The sequence below is a fragment of the Cellulomonas sp. KH9 genome (genome assembly GCF_900114185.1).
GTDB lineage: Bacteria > Actinomycetota > Actinomycetes > Actinomycetales > Cellulomonadaceae > Cellulomonas.
Genome location: NZ_FOSE01000001.1, coordinates 762,058 through 781,936 on the forward strand (window position 1 = coordinate 762,058; position 19,879 = coordinate 781,936).

Genomic DNA, 19,879 nt, shown 5'->3' on the forward strand with positions numbered 1-19,879 from the left:
CGGGCGGCCCGGCTCAGGGGCGGGGGAGGGTGAGACCGGCCGGCAGCAGGGGCGGCAGCACGCGCAGCACGGCGGCGTGCAGCTCGGCGACGCGTCCGGGCGTCATGCGCTCGACCGGCGCGGTGACCGACACCGCGGCGACCGCCGCACCCGCGCGCACGAGCGGCACCGCGAGGCAGCTGATGCCCGCCTCGTTCTCCTCGACCTCCGTGGCGTACCCCGTGCGACGCGCCCGCTCGAGCGCGTCCCAGACGTGCTCGGCGTCGACGTCGCCCGCCGTGAGGTAGCCGGCGAGCGCGGCGCGGTCGGTCCCGCGGTACGCCAGCAGCGCCCGCCCCAGCGCGGTGGTGACCGCGGGGCGGCGGCGCCCGATCGCCGACCAGACGCGCACCGGGCGCTCGGGCTCGACCTTGTCGAGGTAGACGACCTCGCGCCCGCCGAGCACGCCCAGGTGGACCAGCTCGTCGACGTCCCGGCTCAGCGCCACGAGCGCGGGGTGCAGCAGGACGGGCAGGTTCTCGTCGGCGAAGTAGTCGTCGCCCAGCCGTGCCGCCGCAGCGCCGAGCACGTACCGGCCGGACGGCTCCTGCGTCGCGAAGCCGCGGTGGCGCAGCGCGGCGAGCGTGCGGTGCACGGTCGTCTTGTTCAGCCCCAGCCCCGACGCGAGCTCGGCCAGCCCGGTGCCGGGCGGCCCGGCAGCCGCCAGCGCCTCGAGCACCCGCAGCGCCCGGTCGACGGCCTCGACCGGCGACGCCCCCACACCGTCGGCCGGCCCGGCCGGTGCCTCGTCCTGCGGGGGTGCCATGCCTGCAGCCTAGGAGCCCGCCGCCGCCGACCGGGCCGGGGCGGACGCCTCGCACGCCGCCCGACCCCGTGCGCACCGGCCCGCACGGGGTCGACGACTACGCTCGGCTGCATGGCGCGATCGGACGACCCCGCAGGTCAGGCGGGCCCCGGGGGAGACGTCACGGGTGCGGCTCCGGCCGATCCGACGACGAGCGACGCGCCGGACGGGGTCGGCGTCGGGCCCTGGCCCGGGGGCCCCGACGCCTGGCCGCGGCTGCCCGGCACGGACCGCCTCGACCCGCGGTACGACCCCGAGCTGCTCGCGCACGGCGACCGGCGCAACGTCGTGGACGCCTACCGGTACTGGACGGTCGAGGCGGTCGTGGCCGACCTCGACACCCGGCGGCACGCGTTCCACGTCGCGATCGAGAACTGGGCGCACGACCTCAACATCGGCTCGGTCGTGCGCACGGCCAACGCGTTCAACGCCGCCGGCGTGCACGTCGTCGGGCGTCGTCGCTGGAACCGCCGCGGCGCGATGGTCACCGACCGCTACCTGCACGTGCACCACCACGCCGACGCGACAGCGCTGGCGCGGTGGGCCGCCACCGCCGGGCCGGACGGCGGGCGCCTGCCGGTCGTCGGCCTCGACAACGTGCCCGGGTCGGTGCCGATCGAGGGGTACCCGCTGCCGCGGTCGTGCGTCCTGCTGCTGGGGCAGGAGTCCACGGGGCTGAGCGCCGCGGCGCAGGACGTCTGCGACGTCGTCCTGCACATCACCCAGCACGGCAGCACGCGGTCGCTCAACGCGGGCGCGGCGGCCGCGATCGCGATGCACACGTGGATGGTGCAGCACGTGACGCCGCCCGACGGCGCCGGCCCGCGCTGACGTCGCCGCGCTCGCGGGCGGTCCGTGGTGCCCGTGCCGCGGCCGTCCGCCGACCGTTCCGCCGACCGTTCCGCGCTCCGTGCGGGCCGGTCCCGGTGGACGTCCCGGAACGCCCGGGGCCCGGTGGTGGCAGACTCGTGTCGTACCGCACCCCGAACATCAGGAGAGCCGCGATGCCCATCGCCACCCCCGAGGTCTACGCCGAGATGATCGACCGGGCCAAGGCCGGCAAGTTCGCCTACCCCGCCGTCAACATCACGTCGTCCCAGACCGTCACCGCTGCCATCCAGGGCTTCGCGGAGGCCGAGTCGGACGGCATCATCCAGGTCTCCGTCGGCGGCGCCGAGTACGCCTCCGGCTCGACGATCAAGAACCGCGTCTCCGGCACGCTCGCGCTCGCCGCGTACGCCACCGAGGTCGCCAAGAACTACGGCGTGACCATCGCGCTGCACACCGACCACTGCGTCAAGAAGAACCTCGACTCGTGGGTCCGCCCGCTGCTCGCCCTCGAGGCGGAGCAGGTCAAGCGCGGCGAGAACCCGACGTTCCAGTCGCACATGTTCGACGGCTCGGACATCCCGCTGGACGAGAACCTCGTCATCGCGGCCGAGCTGCTCGAGCTCTCGCAGGCGGCCCGCACGATCCTCGAGATCGAGGTCGGCGTCGTCGGTGGCGAGGAGGACGGCCACGAGGCCGAGATCAACGAGAAGCTCTACACCACGGCCGAGGACGGTCTGAAGACCGTCGAGGCGCTCGGTGCGGGCGAGAAGGGCCGCTACCTGACGGCCCTGACGTTCGGCAACGTGCACGGCGTGTACAAGCCGGGTGCGGTCAAGCTGCGCCCGTCGATCCTCGCGGACATCCAGCGTGAGGTCGGCGCGAAGATCGGCAAGGAGTCGCCGTTCGACCTCGTCTTCCACGGCGGGTCCGGCTCGACGGCCGAGGAGATCGCCGAGGCGGTCGACAACGGCGTCATCAAGATGAACATCGACACCGACACGCAGTACGCGTTCACGCGTCCGGTCGTCGGCCACATGTTCACCAACTACGACGGCGTGCTGAAGATCGACGGCGAGGTCGGCAACAAGAAGGCGTACGACCCGCGCGCGTGGGGCAAGCTGGCCGAGGCCGGCATGGCCGCCCGCATCGTCGAGGCCTGCCAGCAGCTGCGCTCGGCGGGCACCCGGATCTCCTGACCCGGTGCGCTGAGCCTGCACGACGGCCCCGGTCCCCTGCGAGGGGGACCGGGGCCGTCGTCGTCCGGGGCCGTCCGTGCCCGGTGCCGCCCGACGGGGCGGCGTCCGTCAGGACGTGGGTTCGACCGGCTGGAACGGGGCGTCGTCGTCGTCGACCACGTCGAGCAGCTCGCCGATGCGCGTCACCTCGAGGAGGAAGCGCACGGTGGGGGGCACGCGCAGCAGGCGCACGCGGTGCTCGCTGCGGATCGACAGCCGCGCGAGGAAGGCCACGCCCGACGAGTCCATGAACGTGACGTGGTGGGCGTCCACCTCGATGGGCAGACCGCGCTGCTCCGCCTCCGCCGTGGCCTCCTGGAGCTCGGGGCCGAGGTCCGCGTCCACCTCGCCCGAGAGCACGATGCGGGTGCGGTCGGTACCCACGATGACCTGCACGGCACCGGGTTCGCCGACCGTGACCGGGTCGGTCGGGTCCGCCGTGGCGGCATCCTCGTCGGCGGAAGGACTGTTAGCGTCTCGCACGATGCTCCTTCCGGGCGCTGGTGGGGCTCGCCGGGTTGGTCGAGCCGTCCATCCGTTCGGCACGCTAGACGATCGGAGGTGGTGGTGGTCAACTCCCACGCCACGGAACCGACGTCCGACACTACGCCAGCGGACCGTGCGATCGGTCCGGACGCCCTCCCGTGGACCGGGCCGCCGCCCGACGCGACAGCGCTCGGGGCCGCGTTCGCCGCCACCCAGGTGCCCCTCGCGCTGCTGCGGGCCCAGCGCACCGGGATCCGTGTCACGTGGGTCAACGACGCCCTCGCGCGTGCCGTCGGGTACGCGGCCGACACCGTCGTCGGGCTCGACGTGCTCGGCGACCCGCGCGTGCGGCCGACCGACCCGGAGGCGGTGCGGGAGTACCGCCGCGGGCCGTCGTCCCACCCGGTGGTGCTGCGCCGCGCGGACGGCGTGCACGTGCGGTGCGTGGCGCACGTCTCGGCCGTGCCCGCCGGTGCCGGCGTCCCGCCCGGGACGCTCGTCGCGGCCGTGCAGGACCTCACCGCGGAGCTGAGCGCGTCCGCCGAGCAGGCGGAGCTCGTGGCGGAGGAACGCCGGGAACGGCGCAGCCTGTCGCTCATCGCACGGGTGTCCGACCTGCTCATGGACGTGGACGAGCCCCACGGGCTGCGCGAGATCGCGGCGCTGCTGGAGTCCGAGCTGGTCGAGCGCGCCGACTTCTTCCTCTTCGACAACGGGCTGTGGGCGGCGGACGGGCTCGAGGCCGCCCACGCGGGCGTCGCGCGGCACCGCGGGCCGTCGGGCCGGATGCTGTCGCGCTGCCGGCAGGACCCGGTGGGCCGCCTCCTGGCCGGCACCCACGGCGACGTGCTGGAGCTGGACCTGGCGGCCGAGCACGCCGAGGGCACCTACGCGCAGTGGCTGTCCGCACGGCTCGCGTCGGACGGCACCGACGGCGACCAGCGGGTCGTGGTGCAGGTCGTCCCGGGCCGGCGGCGGCCGGTCGGCGTGCTCGTCGTGCGGCCCCGCGGCGGTGGGGGCACCGCCGCGCTGGACCCCGCCGAGCGCACGGTCGTCGAGCTGGTCGCGCGACGCGTGGGGCTGTCCATCGACAACGTGCGGCTGTACGACCGCGAGCACCGCCTGGCCGAGACCCTGCAGCGCGCGATGCTGCCGGAGCAGGCCGAGGTGGACGGTCTCGACGTGTGGACGTACTACTCGCCCAACTCCGACGACGTGCAGGTGGGCGGCGACTGGTACGACGTGCTGCAGATCGACCCGCAGACCGTCGGTGTGGTCATCGGGGACGTCGTCGGGCACGACGTCGAGGCGGCCGCCACGATGGGTCAGCTGCGCTCGGTCGTGCGGTCGTACGCGTTCGACATCACCACGCCCGGTCCGGTGCTCGACCGGGTCGACCAGCTGTTCGGCGGCATGCGGATCCCGCGGGCCGCGAGCCTGGTGTACTCCGCGCTGGTCCGCGGCGAGGGCGGCCGCTGGTCGCTGCGCTACTCCCGCGCCGGGCACCTGCCGCTGCTGCACGTGCGCGACGGGAGCACCCGGCTGCTGCGCGGCACGGGCGGGCGGCTCGTCGGGTTCGGCGAGGGCGGGCGGGCCACGGACGAGGTCGAGCTCGCACCCGGCGACGTCGTCGTCTACTACACCGACGGGCTGGTCGAGCGTCGCGACCGCAGCCTGCGCGCCGGGCTGGCGGTGCTCGAGACGGTGGCCGCCGCCGTGACCGCGCGCGACGCCGCGGGCATCGGCGAGGACCTGCTCTCGCGGCTCGCGGACCACCCGGAGGACGACGTCGCCGTCGTGGTCGTGCGCGTGCCGGGCACCGAGGACCACCTGGCGGGCGCGGTCTCGCCGCGGCGCCGGCGGTGGGCGCTGCCCAGCGAGCCGGCGTCGATCGGCCGCGCCCGGCACGCGGTGGTGCGCACGTGCCAGGCCTGGGGGATCCCCGACGCGGGCAACGCCGAGCTCGTGGTCTCCGAGCTGGTGGCCAACGCCGTCCTGCACGGCTGGGGGCACGTCGCCCTGCAGCTGTACGACACGGGCGACGGGCTGCGCATCGAGGTCGAGGACGCCAACCCGACCCCGCCGGTGACGACCGACGGCCACCCGGGCCGCGTGGGGGGCTTCGGCATGCAGATCGTCGAGCGGCTCGCCGACTGGGGGTGGCGGCAGTCGCGCGGCGGCAAGATCGTGTGGGCGAAGGTGCGCCCGGGGGCGCTGCCCGCGTCGGCGCGGCTCGGCTGACGGCAGTCGCGCGGGAGGTCGTCGACGGCCCTCGACGGGCGTCGGCTCAGGCCGGGGCGGGGGCGTCCTCGGGGCTGAGGGCCGCCTCGGCGCCCAGCTCGCAGCGGTGGTCCGCGTCGATGCGGAACAGCTCGAGCGCGCCGCAGATCTCCAGCACGAAGAGGTCCCGGTCGGCCGCACCGCGCAGCACCGTCGCGCCGCCGCGTCGACGGCCCGCGTCGGCCAGCGAGATGAGGAACGCGGCGCCCGTGGAGTCCATGAAGGTCACCCGGCACATGTCGATGACGAGCAGCTGGCGGCGCAGCCCGACGACGCGCGCCGTCACCTCGGGGAACTGGTCGCGCTCGGCCAGGTCGAGGTCGCCCGCCACGACGAGGGTCGTGGTCGTGGACGATGTCGAGATCTCGATCATGGGTCCTGTGCTCCGTACCGACCGGGGAGGGGGCCGCCCGGGGGCGGGTACTGGTCGACCGTTCGACTGTAGTCGCGGGTCCCGCGAGGTGCGAGTGCAGGCCCGGCTCCTCCCGGTTCGCCCCGAGGGTCCGGCGGCGCCCCGACGAGGGCCCGGTGGGGGCGTGCCCGGTCGTCGGCGCGCAGCCCGGGCGACCTGCCGCCGCGGCTGCGGTGCACACTGGCGCCATGACCCACGAGAACCTCCTGGACGGCCCGCCCCCGACGCTGCTGCCCCCCGACGGCGCCGACGCGACGGCCCGCGCCGCGCTCGCCGCGGGCACCGACCCGCGCGACGTCGTGCCGCTCGCGCCCGCGTCGTCCCTGGTCTGGGCCCTGCTCGCCGAGCGCGCGGCCGACCCGGTCACGGCCTACGCCTTCGCCCGCACCGGCTACCACCGCGGCCTGGACGCGCTGCGGGGCGCCGGGTGGCGCGGCCGCGGTCCGGTCCCGGTCGCGCACGAGCCCAACCAGGGCTTCCTGCGGGCGCTGCTCGCGCTCGCGACCGCCGCGGACGCGATCGGCGAGACGGTCGAGGGTGAGCGCTGCCGCGCGTTCCTGCGGGACTGCGGCACGTCGGCCGAGGAGGTCGCCGCGCTGCGGTGAGCCGTCTCCCGGGCGGGGCGGGGTCGGATCCCGCCCGGCCCGGACCCGGTCCGTGACCCGGCCTCGTACCCGCCCCGGACCCGCGTCCCGACCGGGGCCCCGCGTCGCTCCGGTACCCTTCCCGGTGGTACGCGTTCACTGCCGCGCGTGCTGGGGTCACCCGCGCCGCGAGCCCGCTCGCGCCCGTCTGCGGGCTGAGCCGCACCGCAGGCAGCCTGGGAGTGGTGATCGTCATGCCGGCCGTCGTGGTGCTCGGAGCCCAGTGGGGTGACGAGGGCAAGGGGAAGGCGACCGACCAGCTCGGTGAGCGCACCGACGTCGTCGTGAAGTTCAACGGCGGCAACAACGCGGGGCACACGGTCGTCATCGAGGGCGAGAAGTACGCCCTGCACCTGCTGCCGTCGGGGATCCTCACGCCGGGCGTGGTCCCGGTCATCGCCAACGGCGTCGTCGTCGACATCGAGGTGCTGTTCCAGGAGATCGACGCGCTGGAGGCCCGCGGTGTCGACACCTCGCGGCTGCTGGTGTCGTCGGCCGCGCACGTCATCGCGCCGTACAACCGGACGATGGACAAGGTCGCCGAGCGGTTCCTCGGCAAGCGCCGCATCGGCACCACCGGCCGGGGCATCGGCCCGACGTACGCCGACAAGATCAACCGCATCGGCGTCCGCGTCCAGGACCTCTTCGACGAGGGCATCCTGCGTCAGAAGGTCGAGGGCGCCCTCGACCAGAAGAACCACCTGCTGGTGAAGGTGTACAACCGGCGCGCGATCACGGTCGAGGAGACGCTCGACGACCTGTTGCGTCACGCGGAGCGCCTGCGTCCGTTCGTCGCGGACACCCCGCAGTTCCTCAACCGCTCGCTCGACGAGGGCAAGACCCTCGTGTTCGAGGCCGGCCAGGCCACGATGCTCGACGTCGACCACGGCACGTACCCGTTCGTCACGTCGTCCGCGTGCACCGCGGGCGGGGCGTGCACGGGCTCGGGTGTCGGTCCGACCCGCATCGACCGGGTCGTCGCGGTCGCCAAGGCGTACACGACCCGCGTGGGCGAGGGGCCGTTCCCGACCGAGCTGCTGGACGTCGACGGGGAGTGGCTGCGCCAGACGGGCGGCGAGTTCGGCACCACGACGGGCCGCCCGCGGCGTACCGGCTGGTACGACGCGGTCGTCGTGCGCTACGCCTCGATGGTCAACGGGCTCACCGACCTGGTGGTCACCAAGCTCGACGTGCTCACGGGCCGTGAGCGGATCCCGGTCTGCGTCGCGTACGACGTGGACGGCCGCCGGGTCGAGGACATGCCGATCGACCAGAGCGACTTCCACCACGCCAAGCCCGTGTACGAGTACCTGGACGGGTGGTCGGAGGACATCAGCGGCGCGCGCGACTTCGACGACCTGCCGAAGGCCGCGCAGCGGTACCTGCAGTACCTCGAGGACGTGTCGGGCACGCGCATCTCGTCGGTGGGCGTCGGGCCGGGCCGCGAGGCGACGATCATCCGGCACGAGCTGCTGGGCTGAGCCCCCCGCGTCCGGCCCGCCGCCACGTCAGCGGGTCCCGGGCTGCGGGGCGGCCAGGTCTGCCGGCGTGACGCCGCGCATCGCGACCGCGAGCCCGGCCGCGACGGCGAGCGCCGCGGCGGTGGCTCCCACGAGCGTCGTGGCGATGCCCCAGCGCTCGGCGACGACGCCGCCGAGCAGGGCGCCGACGGGCATCAGGCCGAAGACCAGGGTCCGCGTGGCGCCGCCCGTGCGGCCGAGCATCTCGCGCGGGACGATGCGCTGGCGCACGGACTGGCTGACGACGTTGCCGATCGTGCTGAACGTGCCCATGACCAGCAGTGCCGCGCCGATCGCGACCGGGTGCGGCACGAGCACGGGCAGCGCGAGGGTGCCGAACGCGACGGTCCAGGAGCCCACCATCGCGCGCACCTCGCCGGTCCGCGCGAGCACGGGGCCCACGAGCGTGGAGCCGAGGACGGCGCCGACGGCCGCGAGCGTGAGCAGCACGGGGTAGACGGTCGCGGGCACACCGACCCGGGACCCGGGGCCGACGACCCAGAGCACGAAGACGGAGATGTAGGCGGTGCTCGTCAGGTTGACGAGCGCCCCGGCGAGGACGAGCGGGCGCAGCACCCGGTGCCGCAGGACGAGCGCGAGACCGTCGCGCACGTCCGCCAGGGCGTGCCGGACGGCCCCCGGCGTCGCCTCGCCCGACGTGCGTGCCGGTGCGTGGCTGTACCGGCCCGGCAGGCCCCGCCACAGGACGAGGACGGCGAGGACCGCCAGCGCGGCGGGGACCCCGAGCGCCCAGCCGGTGCCGAGCGCCAGGAGCGCCCCGGACACGGGGGAGCCGAGGAACGTGTTGGTGACCTCCTGCACCGACACGATCCGGCCGTTGGCGGTGGGCAGCTGCTCGGCGGTGACGAGGTCGGGGACGAGCGCGTTGGCCGCGAGGTCGGCGAAGACCTCGGTCGTCCCGTAGGCGAGGACGATCACGAGCAGCCAGGTCAGTGTCAGGCCGCCGCTGACGGCGAGCCAGGCCGCGCCGGCGAGCAGGGCGGCGCGTGCGGTGAGTGCGACCATCTGGACGCGGCGCCGGTCGGTGCGGTCGACGACGACGCCGGCGACGATGCCCAGCAGCAGCCAGGGGAGCCAGGTCGCGGCGGTGAGCAGCCCGATCTGGCCGGGCGCCCGCGTGAGCCCGATGGCGACGAGCGGGACGGCGACCATGAGGATGCCGTCGCCCAGGTTCGACGCGCCGGACGCGACGAGCAGCGTGCGGAACCGCGGGCCCAGCGCGCGGTCGCCGGTGGTCGGGGCCGGCGCTCCGCCCGGCCGGTCGGCGGTCGGTGCGTCGGGGGTCGCGGTGGCGGTGCTGTCCACAGGTACCTCGCTAGGGTGGGGAGACGCTCTGCAAAGAGCGCTATGCAAAGAAGACTCTGCAAAGGTATCTCTGCACATGACGGATGACAAGACCCTGCGCGGCCCGAGCATCGGCGCCGACGCCCTCAAGGCGTTCGCGCACCCCCTGCGCATGGCGATGTACCGGTCGCTGCGCAACGACGGCCCGGCGACGGCGAGCATGCTGGGGCGGGCGCTGGGGGAGTCGAGCGGGCAGACCAGCTACCACCTGCGCCAGCTCGAGCGGCACGGCTTCGTCGAGGACGACCCCGGCCACACCGGGGGCCGCGAGCGCTGGTGGCGCGCGGTCGGGTTCTCGATGGACAGCGCCGACCTGCTCGTCGACCCGGCGACGGCGTCGTCCGCCCGCGCGGTGATGCAGGCGATGGTCGCGGAGCGGTCGCAGGAGCTCGCGGCCTGGGTCGAGGACGTCGACCTCGACTGGGAGGCCCAGGTGATGTCCAGCACCGGCCTCGACCTCACGCAGCACGAGGCCCGCCGCCTCATCGAGCGCATGCTCGAGGTGGTCGACGAGTACAAGGAGCTCAGCGACGCGCGCGGGAAGGACGGCGCCGACGGGGCACGCCGCGTGCGCGTCCACCTCGACGTCTTCCCCGTGCGGCACGGGCGGCCCGGCGAGGGCTGAGCAGGCCGGCGCGCAGCGCCGTCCGGTGCCCCCGGCGCGGGCACCGCTGCCCGGTGGCCACCGCGCAGGTAGGGTCGTGCGCCGTGGAGATCCTCGTCGTCGGCACCGGTGCCCGTGAGCACGCCCTCGCCCGCACGCTGTCCCTCGACCCGGGGGTGACCGGGGTGCACGCCGCCCCGGGGAACCCCGGGATGGCGCAGCACGCGACGCTGCACGCGGTCGACCCGCTGGACGGGGCCGCCGTCGCCGCGCTCGCGACGTCGCTCGGCGTCGACCTGGTCGTCGTCGGCCCCGAGGCGCCGCTGGTCGCGGGGGTCGCCGACGCCGTGCGGGCCGCCGGGATCCCGGCGTTCGGGCCGTCCGCCCAGGCGGCGCGCCTGGAGGGCTCCAAGGCGTTCGCCAAGGAGGTCATGGCCGCCGCCGGTGTGCCGACCGCCGCCGCCCGGGTCGCGACCACCCTCGACGAGGTCGCCGCGGCGCTGGACGAGTTCGGCGCCCCGCACGTCGTCAAGGAGGACGGGCTCGCCGCAGGCAAGGGTGTCGTCGTGACGGACGACCGTGCCGCCGCCCTCGAGCACGCCGCCGCGTGCCTGGCCAAGGACGGCGGACGCGTGGTCGTCGAGGAGTACCTCGACGGACCCGAGGTCTCGCTCTTCGTGCTCAGCGACGGCACCGACGTCGTGCCGCTGGTGCCCGCGCAGGACTTCAAGCGGGCGCTCGACGGCGACCAGGGGCCCAACACCGGGGGCATGGGCGCGTACTCGCCGCTCCCGTGGGCGCCCGAGGGCCTGGTCGACGAGGTCGTCGAGACGGTCGCGCGCCCCACGGTGGCCGAGATGGCCCGCCGGGGCACGCCGTTCGTCGGGGTCCTGTACTGCGGCCTCGCCCTGACCGGCCGCGGCCTGCGCGTCGTGGAGTTCAACGCGCGGTTCGGCGACCCCGAGACCCAGGTCGTGCTGGCGCGCCTCGGCACGCCGCTCGCGGGCGTGCTGCTCGCCGCCGCGCAGGGTCGTCTCGCGGAGCTCGACCCGCTGCACTGGCGCGCGGACGCGGCCGTCACCGTCGTCGTCGCGGCGCACGGCTACCCCGGTGCGGTGCGCACCGGCGACCCGATCACCGGCCTCGACGGTGCCGACACGGTGCCCGGCGTCCACGTCCTGCACGCGGGGACCGCGGTGCGCACGACCGGTGACGACCCCGAGAACCCCCTCAACGACCCGCTGCTCGTCTCCGACGGCGGCCGGGTGCTGTCCGTCGTGGGCGTCGGGGAGACCCTGGCCGACGCGCGCCGCGCCGCGTACGTCGCGGTGGACCAGGTCAACCTCGCCGGAGCCCACCACCGGACCGACATCGCGCTGGCCGTCAGCGAGGGCTGAGCGGAGCGGCACGGGTCCTCTCCCGGCCGTCACCCCTGCGGGTGGCCGGGTGTGCACCGTGGAGCGGCATACCGGGGCAACGACGACCGCGCGCGGGTGAACCTGGACGAGCGTCCTGGTGAGAGGGGGGTTCCGCGCCATTCTTCGGCGGAACCCCCTCGTCCCCGGAGCTGACATGACCTTCCGCCTCACCTGCCGTCGCCGAGCGCGCGCAGCCGCCGTGCTGTCGCTCGCGCTCGCCGCGATGCTCGTCCCCACCGCGGCGCACGCGGCCGAGACCCCCGGGGGCACCCGGACCGACCCCGTGCCGCTGCCGGTCGCGACGCTCGACGCCGCGTTCGTGGCCTCGAACGCCCACCTCGACTCGGGGTCCGGTACCGGCCAGTACCGCAACAACGTCGCGTGGTACTCGCTCACGCCGGTGGCGGACGTCGAGCTGTCGATCCGTGCCACCGCGCTCGAGCCGGTGTGGGACACCACGCTCGAGGTCTGGGCCGGTGACGTGCTGGTCGACGAGATCGACGACCACAGCGACCTCGACGCGGCGCTCGCCGTCGACCTCGAAGCGGGGACGAGCTACCTCATCGGCCTCGGCTCCTACCACCGCCAGGCCGACTGGCCCTTCAAGGGTGCCGCGACCCTCACGTTCTCCACCCGCGTCCCGACGGCTCCCAGCGGCCTCGTGGGTGAACCGCTCGACGGCAGCGTCTCGCTCCGGTGGGCGCCGCCCACGGACCTCGCGGGTGGCATCGACACCTACGAGGTGCTGTGCGCGGCCGCCGGCGAGGAGGAGGAGGTCTGCTCCACCCGCTACGGCTGGGACCCGGAGCCCGCCGAGACGATCCGTGGGCTGACGAACGGGGAGCCGTACACGTTCCGTGTCGTCGCGACCAACCTGATCGGCCGGTCCGAGGCGTCGGCGCCCGTGACCGTCACGCCGCGGGTCCCCACCACCACGACCGTCACCGTCGACCCCGCCGACCTCACGACCGGTGACACCTTCGACGTGCTCGTCGACGTCAGCGAGCTGCCGGACACGTCCGCGGAGGAGTCGGACGACCGGACCCGCGACATGGACCCGGGGGACGAGGAGCCGAGCACCCGTCCCGCCGTCGGGACCGTCGACGTCACGGTCGGCGACGCGTCCTACGACGACCTCGAGCTGGTGGACGGCCGGGTGGTCGTCGACGGTCTCGAGGCGACCGCCGGCGCCCTGACCGTCACGGCCCGGTACGCCGGCTCCGACGAGGTGCAGGCGTCGTCCGGCACGCTCGAGCTCGACGTCGCCAAGCGCGCCGACTCCGTGACGCTCGACGTCCCCGACCTGCGCCTCGGGCAGCAGGTGCGCCCCGTCGCGACGTCCGCGTCCGGCCTGCCGGTGACGCTGACGGCGACCGGTGCGTGCACGGCCGCGGGCGGGGTCGTGACCGGGACCGGTGCGGGTGACTGCGTCGTCACCGCGGCCACGGCGGGTGACCGCGAGACGCAGGCCGCATCGGCCACGACGACGGTCCGGGTGACGGTCGCCCCGGCCGCTCTCGGCGTCGATCTCGCCGCGCGCGCCGGTGACCGGGCCGCCGGCGCTGCCGTCACGGCCACGGGCCAGGGCCTGCGGCCCGGGTCCGACGTGACGCTCGTCGTGCACTCGACGCCGCGCACGCTCGCGACGGGCACCGTGGGCGCCGACGGCACGGTCTCCCTCACGGGTGCCCTGCCCACCGGGCTGGAGGTCGGGTCGCACCGCATCGTCGTGGGCGCCGTCGCGTTCGACGGGACCGCGCTGACCAGCGAGGTCGGGTTCACCGTCGCGTCCGACGGCACGATCCTGTCGATCGCCGGCGTCCCCGCGGTCCTCGCGGTGACCGGTGCGGAGCCCGTCACCGCCGCGGGCCTCGCGGCGGCGTGGATCGTGCTGGGCGCCGCGCTGCTCCTCGTCGCCCGCCGGCGCACGGCGGCCTGACCCGGACGCACCCCGGGTGCGGGGCGGCGCGCGACCGCTGGACGGTCGGACGTCGCCCCGCACCCGCGTCGCACGCCACACTGTGCGGGTGACCCACGCACCCCTCGCCCCGACCGTCACGCTGCCGGGCTGGCGGCACGTGTACTCCGGCAAGGTCCGGGACCTGTACGAGCCGGACGACTCGGTGGCCGGCGTCGCGCTGCGCGACGAGCACGGCGACGTCGTGCTCGTCGTCGCCTCGGACCGGGTGTCCGCGTACGACCACGTGCTCAGCCCCGGGATCCCGGGCAAGGGCGTGGTCCTCACGCAGCTGAGCCTGTGGTGGTTCGACCAGCTCGCGGACCTGGTGCCGAACCACGTCGTGTCCACCGACGTGCCCGACGCGGTCGCGGGCCGGGCGATGGTCTGCCGGCGCCTGGACATGGTCCCCGTCGAGTGCGTCGCCCGGGGGTACCTGACGGGCTCCGGCCTGGCGGAGTACCGGGTGGACGGCGAGGTCACGGGCATCGCGCTGCCGGCCGGTCTGGTCGACGGGTCGCGGCTGCCCGAGCCGATCTTCACGCCCGCGACCAAGGCCGAGCTCGGCGAGCACGACGAGAACGTGCGCTTCTCCGTCGTCGTCGACGAGGTCGGCCCCGAGACGGCCGAGCGGCTGCGCGACCTGACGCTGGCCGTGTACGCACGCGCCGAGCGGGTCGCGCGCGAGCGCGGCGTGATCCTCGCGGACACCAAGCTCGAGTTCGGCACCGACCCGACGACCGGTGCGATCACGCTCGGCGACGAGGTCCTGACGCCCGACTCGTCGCGCTTCTGGCCCGCCGACGCGTGGGAGCCGGGCCGGGCGCAGCCCAGCTTCGACAAGCAGTACGTGCGGGACTGGTTGACGTCGCCCGCCTCGGGGTGGGACCGCGCGTCCGACGCGGCCCCGCCGCCGCTGCCCGCGGACGTCGTCGAGCGCACCCGCGAGCGCTACGTCGAGGCCTACGAGCGGCTGACGGGCCGCCCGCTGGACGTCTGACCGCGGCGGCTCGGCCGGCGCGGTCGGACCGCCGTCAGGCGGTGGCGTCCAGCCGGACCTCGTCCAGGGCGCCCAGCTCCTGCCAGGCCAGCTCCTGCGGGGCGGTCACGGCCAGCACGTCGGCGGCGGGCAGCGGGCCCAGGTCGAGGCCGGTGAGGTCCGCGACGTCGGCGACCGGCACCTGGTACGTGCGGTACGGCCCGAGCGGCGGCGGCTCGTCGGCCCCGGCGGCCGCGTGCGTGGTCGCGGCGAGCTCGCTCGCCGGCAGCAGGGGGGTCTGGTCGAGCACGAACGCGGCGGACGCCAGGCGCCGGCCGGCGTCGAGCGACCACGCGACGACCTTCCAGAAGCGGCGGGGGAGCCGGACGCCCCGGTACTCCGGGTCGTCCCCCGCGAGGACCGGGCCGGTGAGCACCGACAGTCGCAGCCGCTGCGCGCGGGCGTGCTCCAGCACGTGGTCCTCCAGACCCAGCCACAGCTCGCGGCTCTGGTTGAAGCCCGAGGCCTGCGGCGCCGCGTTCGGGTACGTGAACGTGTCACGGCTCGCCTGCGCGGCGACCCCCGGCTCACCCCACACGGGGTCCCGGCGACGGACGAGGTGCCCGCGGTCCAGGTCGTTGCGGGCGTACAGCTCCGGGCCGGTCTGCTCCTGCGGCGGGACGCGCTCGTCGAGGCGCCACTCGTCGTCGCGCGGGACGTCGAGCAGCGCGACCCCGTCGATGTTGACCGCCGTGGCCGCGGCCAGCCGACGCGCCGGGTCGAGCAGCACCGTGAAGTGCGTCGCCGGCAGCTCGCGCACGTCCTGCGCGGCGCGGGGCAGCGGGACCTCGGGTCCCAGGAACGTCGGGTCGAACCCCATCAGCCACCCCTGCCCCCGAGCGGACCACCGGACCCCGACCACGGTACCCACCTCCGCCGTCGGCCGCCGGGGTGCTCGGGGGGCGACGAGCGCCGGGCCCGGGCGGTGGGTGCACGATGGGCGACGTAGTCTCCCTGCGGCTCACCCGCCCACGTCCCGGAGGTCCGGTGGAGGTCCCACGCCCCCTCGTCCTGCGCCGCGCGCGCCTGCTCGGGCAGGAGGCGCCCGTCGACGTCGTGCTGCGTGACGGCCGCGTCGCCGCGATCGGCGCTCCCGCCGACCCGTCCGTCGACACCGTCGACCTCGACGGGCGGTTCCTGCTGCCCGGCCTGTGGGACCAGCACACGCACCTGACGCAGTGGGCGCTCGCGCGGGGGCGGCTCGACGTGTCCGGCGCGGGGTCGGCCGCGCAGGTGGTGCGGCTCGTCGCCGAGCGGCTGCGCACGCAGCCGCCGCCCGCGGGCCGGCCCCTGGTCGGCATCGGGTTCCGCGACGGGACGTGGCCCGACGTGCCGTCCGCCGCGCTGCTGGACGCGGTCGCCGGCGACGTGCCGGTCGTGCTCGTCTCGGGCGACCTGCACTGCGCGTGGGTGTCCAGCGCGGGCCTGCGGCTGTTCGGCGTGACCGCGCACCCCACGGGGGTCCTGCGGGAGACCGAGTGGATGCCGCTCATGGGCGCGCTCGACCACGTCCCGGACGACGTCCAGGACGCGCTGGTCGCGGACGCGCTGCGCGCCGCGGCGGCCCGGGGCGTCGTCGGTGTCGTGGACCTCGAGATCGCCGACAACGTCACCGCGTGGCGGCGCCGGGTGGCGTCCGGGGACCCGGTGGTACGGGTGCGCGCGGGAGTCTGGCAGCCCTACCTGGACCGCGTGGTGGCCGAGGACCTGCACACCGGGGACCGGCTCGCGGGGCCGCGCGTCACGCAGGGTCCGCTGAAGGTCATCGTGGACGGCTCGCTCAACACCCGCACGGCCTGGTGCCACGAGCCCTACCCGGGCGTGGAGGGGCCGCTCGCCCACGGGGTGCTCAACGTGCCGGCCGACGAGCTGGTGCCCCTGCTGCGGCACGCCCACGCGCACGGCCTGCGCTGCGCGGTGCACGCGATCGGGGACGCCGCCAACACCCTGGTGCTCGACGCGTTCGCCGCGACCGGCGCGCAGGGGTCGGTGGAGCACGCCCAGCTGCTGGACCCCGCCGACGTCCCGCGGTTCGCCGCGCTCGGCCTGACGGCGAGCGTCCAGCCGGCGCACCTGCCCGACGACCGCGACGTCGCCGACCGGCACTGGGCGGGTCGCACCGACCGCGCGTTCCCGTTCGCGGACCTGCACGCCGCGGGCGTGCCGCTCGCGCTGGGCTCCGACGCCCCGGTCGCACCGCTGGACCCGTGGCTCGCGGTCGACGCCGCCGTGTGGCGCACCGGCGACGACCGCCCGTCGTGGCACCCGGAGCAGGTGCTCGACGTCACGACGGCGCTCGCCTCGTCCGTCGACGGGCGCCCGCTGGGCCTGCGCACCGGCGACCCGGCGGACCTCGTCGTCCTGGACGACGACCCGGTCGCGCTCGCGGCGACGCCCGGACGGGTCCGCGACGTCCGTGTCGCGGGCACGCTGGTCGCGGGCGCCTGGACCCACACGGCCCTGTAGAGGTCTCGGCCGACCAGGGGTCGGCGGGTGGGACCCGGCTGCCCAGGGGTCGGTGAGGGCGCCCCGCACCTCCCGTGGGCGGCCGCCCGGGCTCTCGCCTGCGTGGTGGACGCCCGCCCCGCGGCGTGCGCGCGTGCCCGTAGGATCGGCCCGAACCCGTACGTCGTGAACCAGGGAGCGCCCGTGGGACGAGTCGTCGTCGATGTCATGCCGAAGCCCGAGATCCTCGACCCGCAGGGCAAGGCCGTCGCGAACGCGCTGCCGCGCCTCGGCTTCGGGCAGTTCACGTCCGTCCGCCAGGGCAAGCGGTTCGAGCTCGAGGTCGACGGGCCGGTGACGCCGGAGGTCCTGGAGGCGGCCGCGGCCGCGGCCGAGCAGGTGCTGTCGAACCCGGTCATCGAGGACGTCGTGCGCGTGGCCGACATCGAGGCCGACGCGGCCGCGACGGTGGCCTCGCAGGGTCTGGCCTGATGGGTCGCATCGGGGTCGTCACGTTCCCCGGCACGCTGGACGACCGGGACGCCGCGCGCGCGGTGCGCCTGGCCGGCGGTGAGCCCGTCGCGCTGTGGCACGCGGACGCGGACCTCAAGGGCGTCGACGCGGTCGTGCTGCCGGGCGGGTTCTCGTACGGCGACTACCTGCGCGCCGGTGCGATCAGCCGGTTCGCGCCGGTCATGGGCGAGATCGTCGACGCGGCCGGGCGTGGCCTGCCGGTCCTCGGGATCTGCAACGGGTTCCAGGTCCTCACCGAGGCTCACCTGCTGCCGGGGTCGATGATCAAGAACGACCACCTGCACTTCGTGTGCCGCGAGCAGGTGCTGGCCGTCGAGAACGCCGACACCGCCTGGACCCGCGCGTACGCGCCGGGGGAGCGGATCACGATCCCGCTGAAGAACCAGGACGGCCAGTACGTCGCCGACGAGCGCACCCTCGACGAGCTCGAGGGCGAGGGGCGCGTCGTGTTCCGGTACGTCGGGCAGAACCCGAACGGCTCGCGCCGGGACATCGCCGGCATCACCAACGCGGCGGGCAACGTCGTGGGCCTGATGCCGCACCCCGAGCACGCCGTCGAGGCGGGCTTCGGTCCCGACGGCCCGGCCGGTCCGCGCAGCGGCACCGACGGGCTGCGGTTCTTCACGTCCGTCCTGCAGGCGCTCGTCTCCTGACCCCGGTGGCGGCGCGCACCCGGGGCGACGTGCGCCTCGAGCTCGTCGCCCGGGACGACGCCGACGCGACCGCGCTGCGCACGGCCCAGCAGGCCGAGCTGCGCGCGCGGTACGGCGACGCCGGACGGCCGGCCCCGGGGCCGGGGACGTGCGCCGGGCCGGCGGACCGCCGCGCTCAGGCCGCGTTCGGGTCCGCCGCGAACGTCAGCGTCACGTCGGGGCCGGTGAGCTCGAGCCCGCCGACGGTGAGCGCGGCGGCGTCGACCTCGGCGAGCGCGTCCAGGTAGGCCTTCTCCAGGGCCATGGCCGCCGGCTCGCACGCCATGCGCGTCAGCCCGATGTCCCCGACCGACCAGCCGTCGGACGTGTCGAGGGACGCCGTGTAGGTGTTGCACCCCGACGTCCCCGAGACCCGTCCGTCCTCGACCAGCAGCGTCACCGGCGCACCGCCGGTCACCGTCAGGGCGGCCCCGTCGACCTCGCCGGACGTCAGCGCCCACGCCCCGTCGGTCCGGTCAGCGGTGCCCGGCGTGCCGGACGTCGGGCCGCCGTCCGTCGCGGACGGGCCGGCGGACCCGCCATCCGACCCGGTGCCGGTCGCGCACGCGGACACGAGCAGCAGCGCGGCGGCCAGGACGGACACCGCGGCCGTCGCGCGCGCGGGCTGCGCCGCCGCACGGATCCGTCGCTGCACGTCGCCGCCCGTCGTGGCGGCGCGGTCCCGTCGTCCCGTCGTCCGTGCCATGGCCGCCCCCTCGTGCTCGCACCCGCACCGCTGACTCGACGGTAGCGCCCGCGCCCGGGTGCGCCACAGGACGACCGGCGTGCGCACGGCCCCGGGGTCGTCGTGCGTCCCCGCGCGGGTCGCGCGAGGGTACGGGGGTGACGATCCGCATCGGGACGTCCGGCTGGTCGTACGACCACTGGGACGGCGTCCTCTACCGCCCGGGGCTGCCGCCGCGCGAGCGCCTGGCCCGGTACGTCGAGGCGTTCGACACGGTCGAGCTCAACGCGAGCTTCTACCGCTGGCCCCGGGACCGGTCGTTCGCGTCCTGGCGCGAGCGGCTGCCCGACGGGTTCACCATGTCGGTGAAGGCGTCGCGGGGTCTGACCCACGCCCGGCGGCTGTACGGGCCCGAGGTGTGGTCCGAGCGCATCGCCCGTGCGTGGCACGAGCTGCGGGGCCGGCGCGAGGCGGTGCTGGTGCAGCTGCGACCGGACGCGCAGCGGGACGACGCCCGGCTCGACTGGTTCCTGGGCTCGCTGCCGGACTGGGTGCAGGTCGCCGTCGAGCTGCGGCACCCGTCGTGGCAGGACGACGCCGTGCTCGACCTGCTCGCGCGGCACGGGGCCGCGTACTGCGTCGTCTCCGGGGCGGGGATCCCGTGCGTGCTGCGCGCCACGTCCCGCCTGGTCTACGTGCGGCTGCACGGCCCGGACCACCACCACCTGTACGCCGGCTCGTACTCCGACGACGACCTGCGGTGGTGGGCCGACCGGATGCGCGAGTGGGAGGGCGCCGGGCACGACGTCGTCGCCTACTTCAACAACGACGGCGGCGGCAACGCGGTGCGCAACGCCTGGACCCTGCGCGGTCTGCTGGGCCGGTGAG

At 75.6% G+C, this 19,879-nt stretch carries 19 protein-coding genes; 13 read left to right on the forward strand and 6 right to left on the reverse strand.

Going from position 1 to position 19,879, the window contains the following annotated elements; translation table 11 throughout:
- Positions 1–13: 13 nt before the first annotated feature.
- The gene (locus BMZ16_RS03340) at positions 14–805 is read right to left on the reverse strand and encodes an IclR family transcriptional regulator (RefSeq protein WP_089798154.1); all 792 of its coding nucleotides are present in this window, start codon (positions 803–805) and stop codon (positions 14–16) included.
- 111 nt (positions 806–916) lie between these two features.
- Here BMZ16_RS03340 and BMZ16_RS03345 point away from each other — a divergent pair, with 111 nt between their 5' ends.
- The gene (locus tag BMZ16_RS03345; protein WP_089798155.1) at positions 917–1,675 is read left to right on the forward strand and encodes a TrmH family RNA methyltransferase; all 759 of its coding nucleotides are present in this window, start codon (positions 917–919) and stop codon (positions 1,673–1,675) included.
- A 173-nt stretch (positions 1,676–1,848) separates the two neighbouring features.
- Entirely contained in the window at positions 1,849–2,871 is a 1,023-nt protein-coding gene (gene fbaA, locus BMZ16_RS03350; protein WP_089798156.1) for a class II fructose-bisphosphate aldolase, read from the forward strand.
- A 108-nt stretch (positions 2,872–2,979) separates the two neighbouring features.
- Here fbaA and BMZ16_RS03355 read toward each other — a convergent pair whose 3' ends face one another.
- A complete protein-coding gene (locus BMZ16_RS03355; protein WP_255366320.1) occupies positions 2,980–3,393 on the reverse strand; it encodes an STAS domain-containing protein in 414 nt (137 codons plus the stop codon).
- Between the two features lie 81 nt (positions 3,394–3,474).
- Here BMZ16_RS03355 and BMZ16_RS03360 point away from each other — a divergent pair, with 81 nt between their 5' ends.
- Positions 3,475–5,637 carry an ATP-binding SpoIIE family protein phosphatase gene (locus BMZ16_RS03360; protein ID WP_255366321.1) on the forward strand — a complete coding sequence of 721 codons (2,163 nt, stop codon included), beginning with the start codon at positions 3,475–3,477 and terminating at the stop codon, positions 5,635–5,637.
- A gap of 46 nt (positions 5,638–5,683) precedes the next feature.
- Here the strand turns inward: BMZ16_RS03360 and BMZ16_RS03365 are convergent, their stop codons facing one another.
- Complete coding sequence (locus BMZ16_RS03365) at positions 5,684–6,049, reverse strand: STAS domain-containing protein (RefSeq protein WP_089798158.1); 366 nt, start codon at positions 6,047–6,049, stop codon at positions 5,684–5,686.
- 227 nt (positions 6,050–6,276) lie between these two features.
- Between BMZ16_RS03365 and BMZ16_RS03370 the strand changes: the two genes are divergently transcribed.
- Positions 6,277–6,693 (forward strand): DUF3151 domain-containing protein, encoded by a 417-nt coding sequence (locus BMZ16_RS03370; protein ID WP_089798694.1) that lies wholly within the window; start codon positions 6,277–6,279, stop codon positions 6,691–6,693.
- Between the two features lie 233 nt (positions 6,694–6,926).
- On the forward strand, positions 6,927–8,213 hold the full coding sequence (locus BMZ16_RS03375; protein WP_089798695.1) for an adenylosuccinate synthase: 1,287 nt from the start codon (positions 6,927–6,929) through the stop codon (positions 8,211–8,213).
- A gap of 27 nt (positions 8,214–8,240) precedes the next feature.
- On the opposite strand, the gene BMZ16_RS03380 is transcribed toward BMZ16_RS03375, so the two are convergent.
- Entirely contained in the window at positions 8,241–9,578 is a 1,338-nt protein-coding gene (locus tag BMZ16_RS03380; protein ID WP_255366322.1) for an MFS transporter, read from the reverse strand.
- A gap of 76 nt (positions 9,579–9,654) precedes the next feature.
- On the opposite strand from BMZ16_RS03380, the gene BMZ16_RS03385 reads away from it, so the two are divergent.
- The 4 genes from BMZ16_RS03385 to BMZ16_RS03400 all read left to right on the forward strand — a co-directional run bounded on the left by BMZ16_RS03385 (position 9,655) and on the right by BMZ16_RS03400 (position 14,596).
- Entirely contained in the window at positions 9,655–10,242 is a 588-nt protein-coding gene (locus BMZ16_RS03385) for a winged helix-turn-helix domain-containing protein (protein ID WP_089798160.1), read from the forward strand.
- A gap of 83 nt (positions 10,243–10,325) precedes the next feature.
- On the forward strand, positions 10,326–11,618 hold the full coding sequence (gene purD, locus BMZ16_RS03390; protein ID WP_089798161.1) for a phosphoribosylamine--glycine ligase: 1,293 nt from the start codon (positions 10,326–10,328) through the stop codon (positions 11,616–11,618).
- 175 nt (positions 11,619–11,793) lie between these two features.
- On the forward strand, positions 11,794–13,578 hold the full coding sequence (locus BMZ16_RS03395) for a fibronectin type III domain-containing protein (RefSeq protein ID WP_089798162.1): 1,785 nt from the start codon (positions 11,794–11,796) through the stop codon (positions 13,576–13,578).
- Positions 13,579–13,660: 82 nt separating this feature from the next.
- Positions 13,661–14,596: a phosphoribosylaminoimidazolesuccinocarboxamide synthase gene (locus BMZ16_RS03400; protein ID WP_089798163.1), complete on the forward strand. Its 936-nt coding sequence runs from the start codon at positions 13,661–13,663 to the stop codon at positions 14,594–14,596.
- Positions 14,597–14,630: 34 nt separating this feature from the next.
- Here the strand turns inward: BMZ16_RS03400 and BMZ16_RS03405 are convergent, their stop codons facing one another.
- On the reverse strand, positions 14,631–15,455 hold the full coding sequence (locus BMZ16_RS03405; RefSeq protein WP_089798696.1) for a DNA/RNA non-specific endonuclease: 825 nt from the start codon (positions 15,453–15,455) through the stop codon (positions 14,631–14,633).
- 167 nt (positions 15,456–15,622) lie between these two features.
- Here BMZ16_RS03405 and BMZ16_RS03410 point away from each other — a divergent pair, with 167 nt between their 5' ends.
- The 3 genes from BMZ16_RS03410 to purQ all read left to right on the forward strand — a co-directional run bounded on the left by BMZ16_RS03410 (position 15,623) and on the right by purQ (position 18,267).
- Positions 15,623–17,101, forward strand: coding sequence for an amidohydrolase (locus BMZ16_RS03410; protein ID WP_255366323.1), 1,479 nt, complete (start codon positions 15,623–15,625; stop codon positions 17,099–17,101).
- Positions 17,102–17,284: 183 nt separating this feature from the next.
- Positions 17,285–17,572, forward strand: a complete 288-nt coding sequence (gene purS, locus BMZ16_RS03415; RefSeq protein WP_089798165.1) for a phosphoribosylformylglycinamidine synthase subunit PurS — start codon at positions 17,285–17,287, stop codon at positions 17,570–17,572.
- Positions 17,572–18,267, forward strand: a complete 696-nt coding sequence (gene purQ / locus BMZ16_RS03420) for a phosphoribosylformylglycinamidine synthase subunit PurQ (RefSeq protein ID WP_089798166.1) — start codon at positions 17,572–17,574, stop codon at positions 18,265–18,267. The genes purS and purQ overlap by 1 nt, the downstream gene beginning before the upstream one ends.
- 175 nt (positions 18,268–18,442) lie before the next feature.
- Here purQ and BMZ16_RS03430 read toward each other — a convergent pair whose 3' ends face one another.
- A complete protein-coding gene (locus BMZ16_RS03430; protein WP_089798168.1) occupies positions 18,443–19,012 on the reverse strand; it encodes an META domain-containing protein in 570 nt (189 codons plus the stop codon).
- Between the two features lie 137 nt (positions 19,013–19,149).
- Between BMZ16_RS03430 and BMZ16_RS03435 the strand changes: the two genes are divergently transcribed.
- Complete coding sequence (locus BMZ16_RS03435; protein ID WP_089798169.1) at positions 19,150–19,878, forward strand: DUF72 domain-containing protein; 729 nt, start codon at positions 19,150–19,152, stop codon at positions 19,876–19,878.
- The last annotated feature ends 1 nt before the right edge of the window (position 19,879 follow it).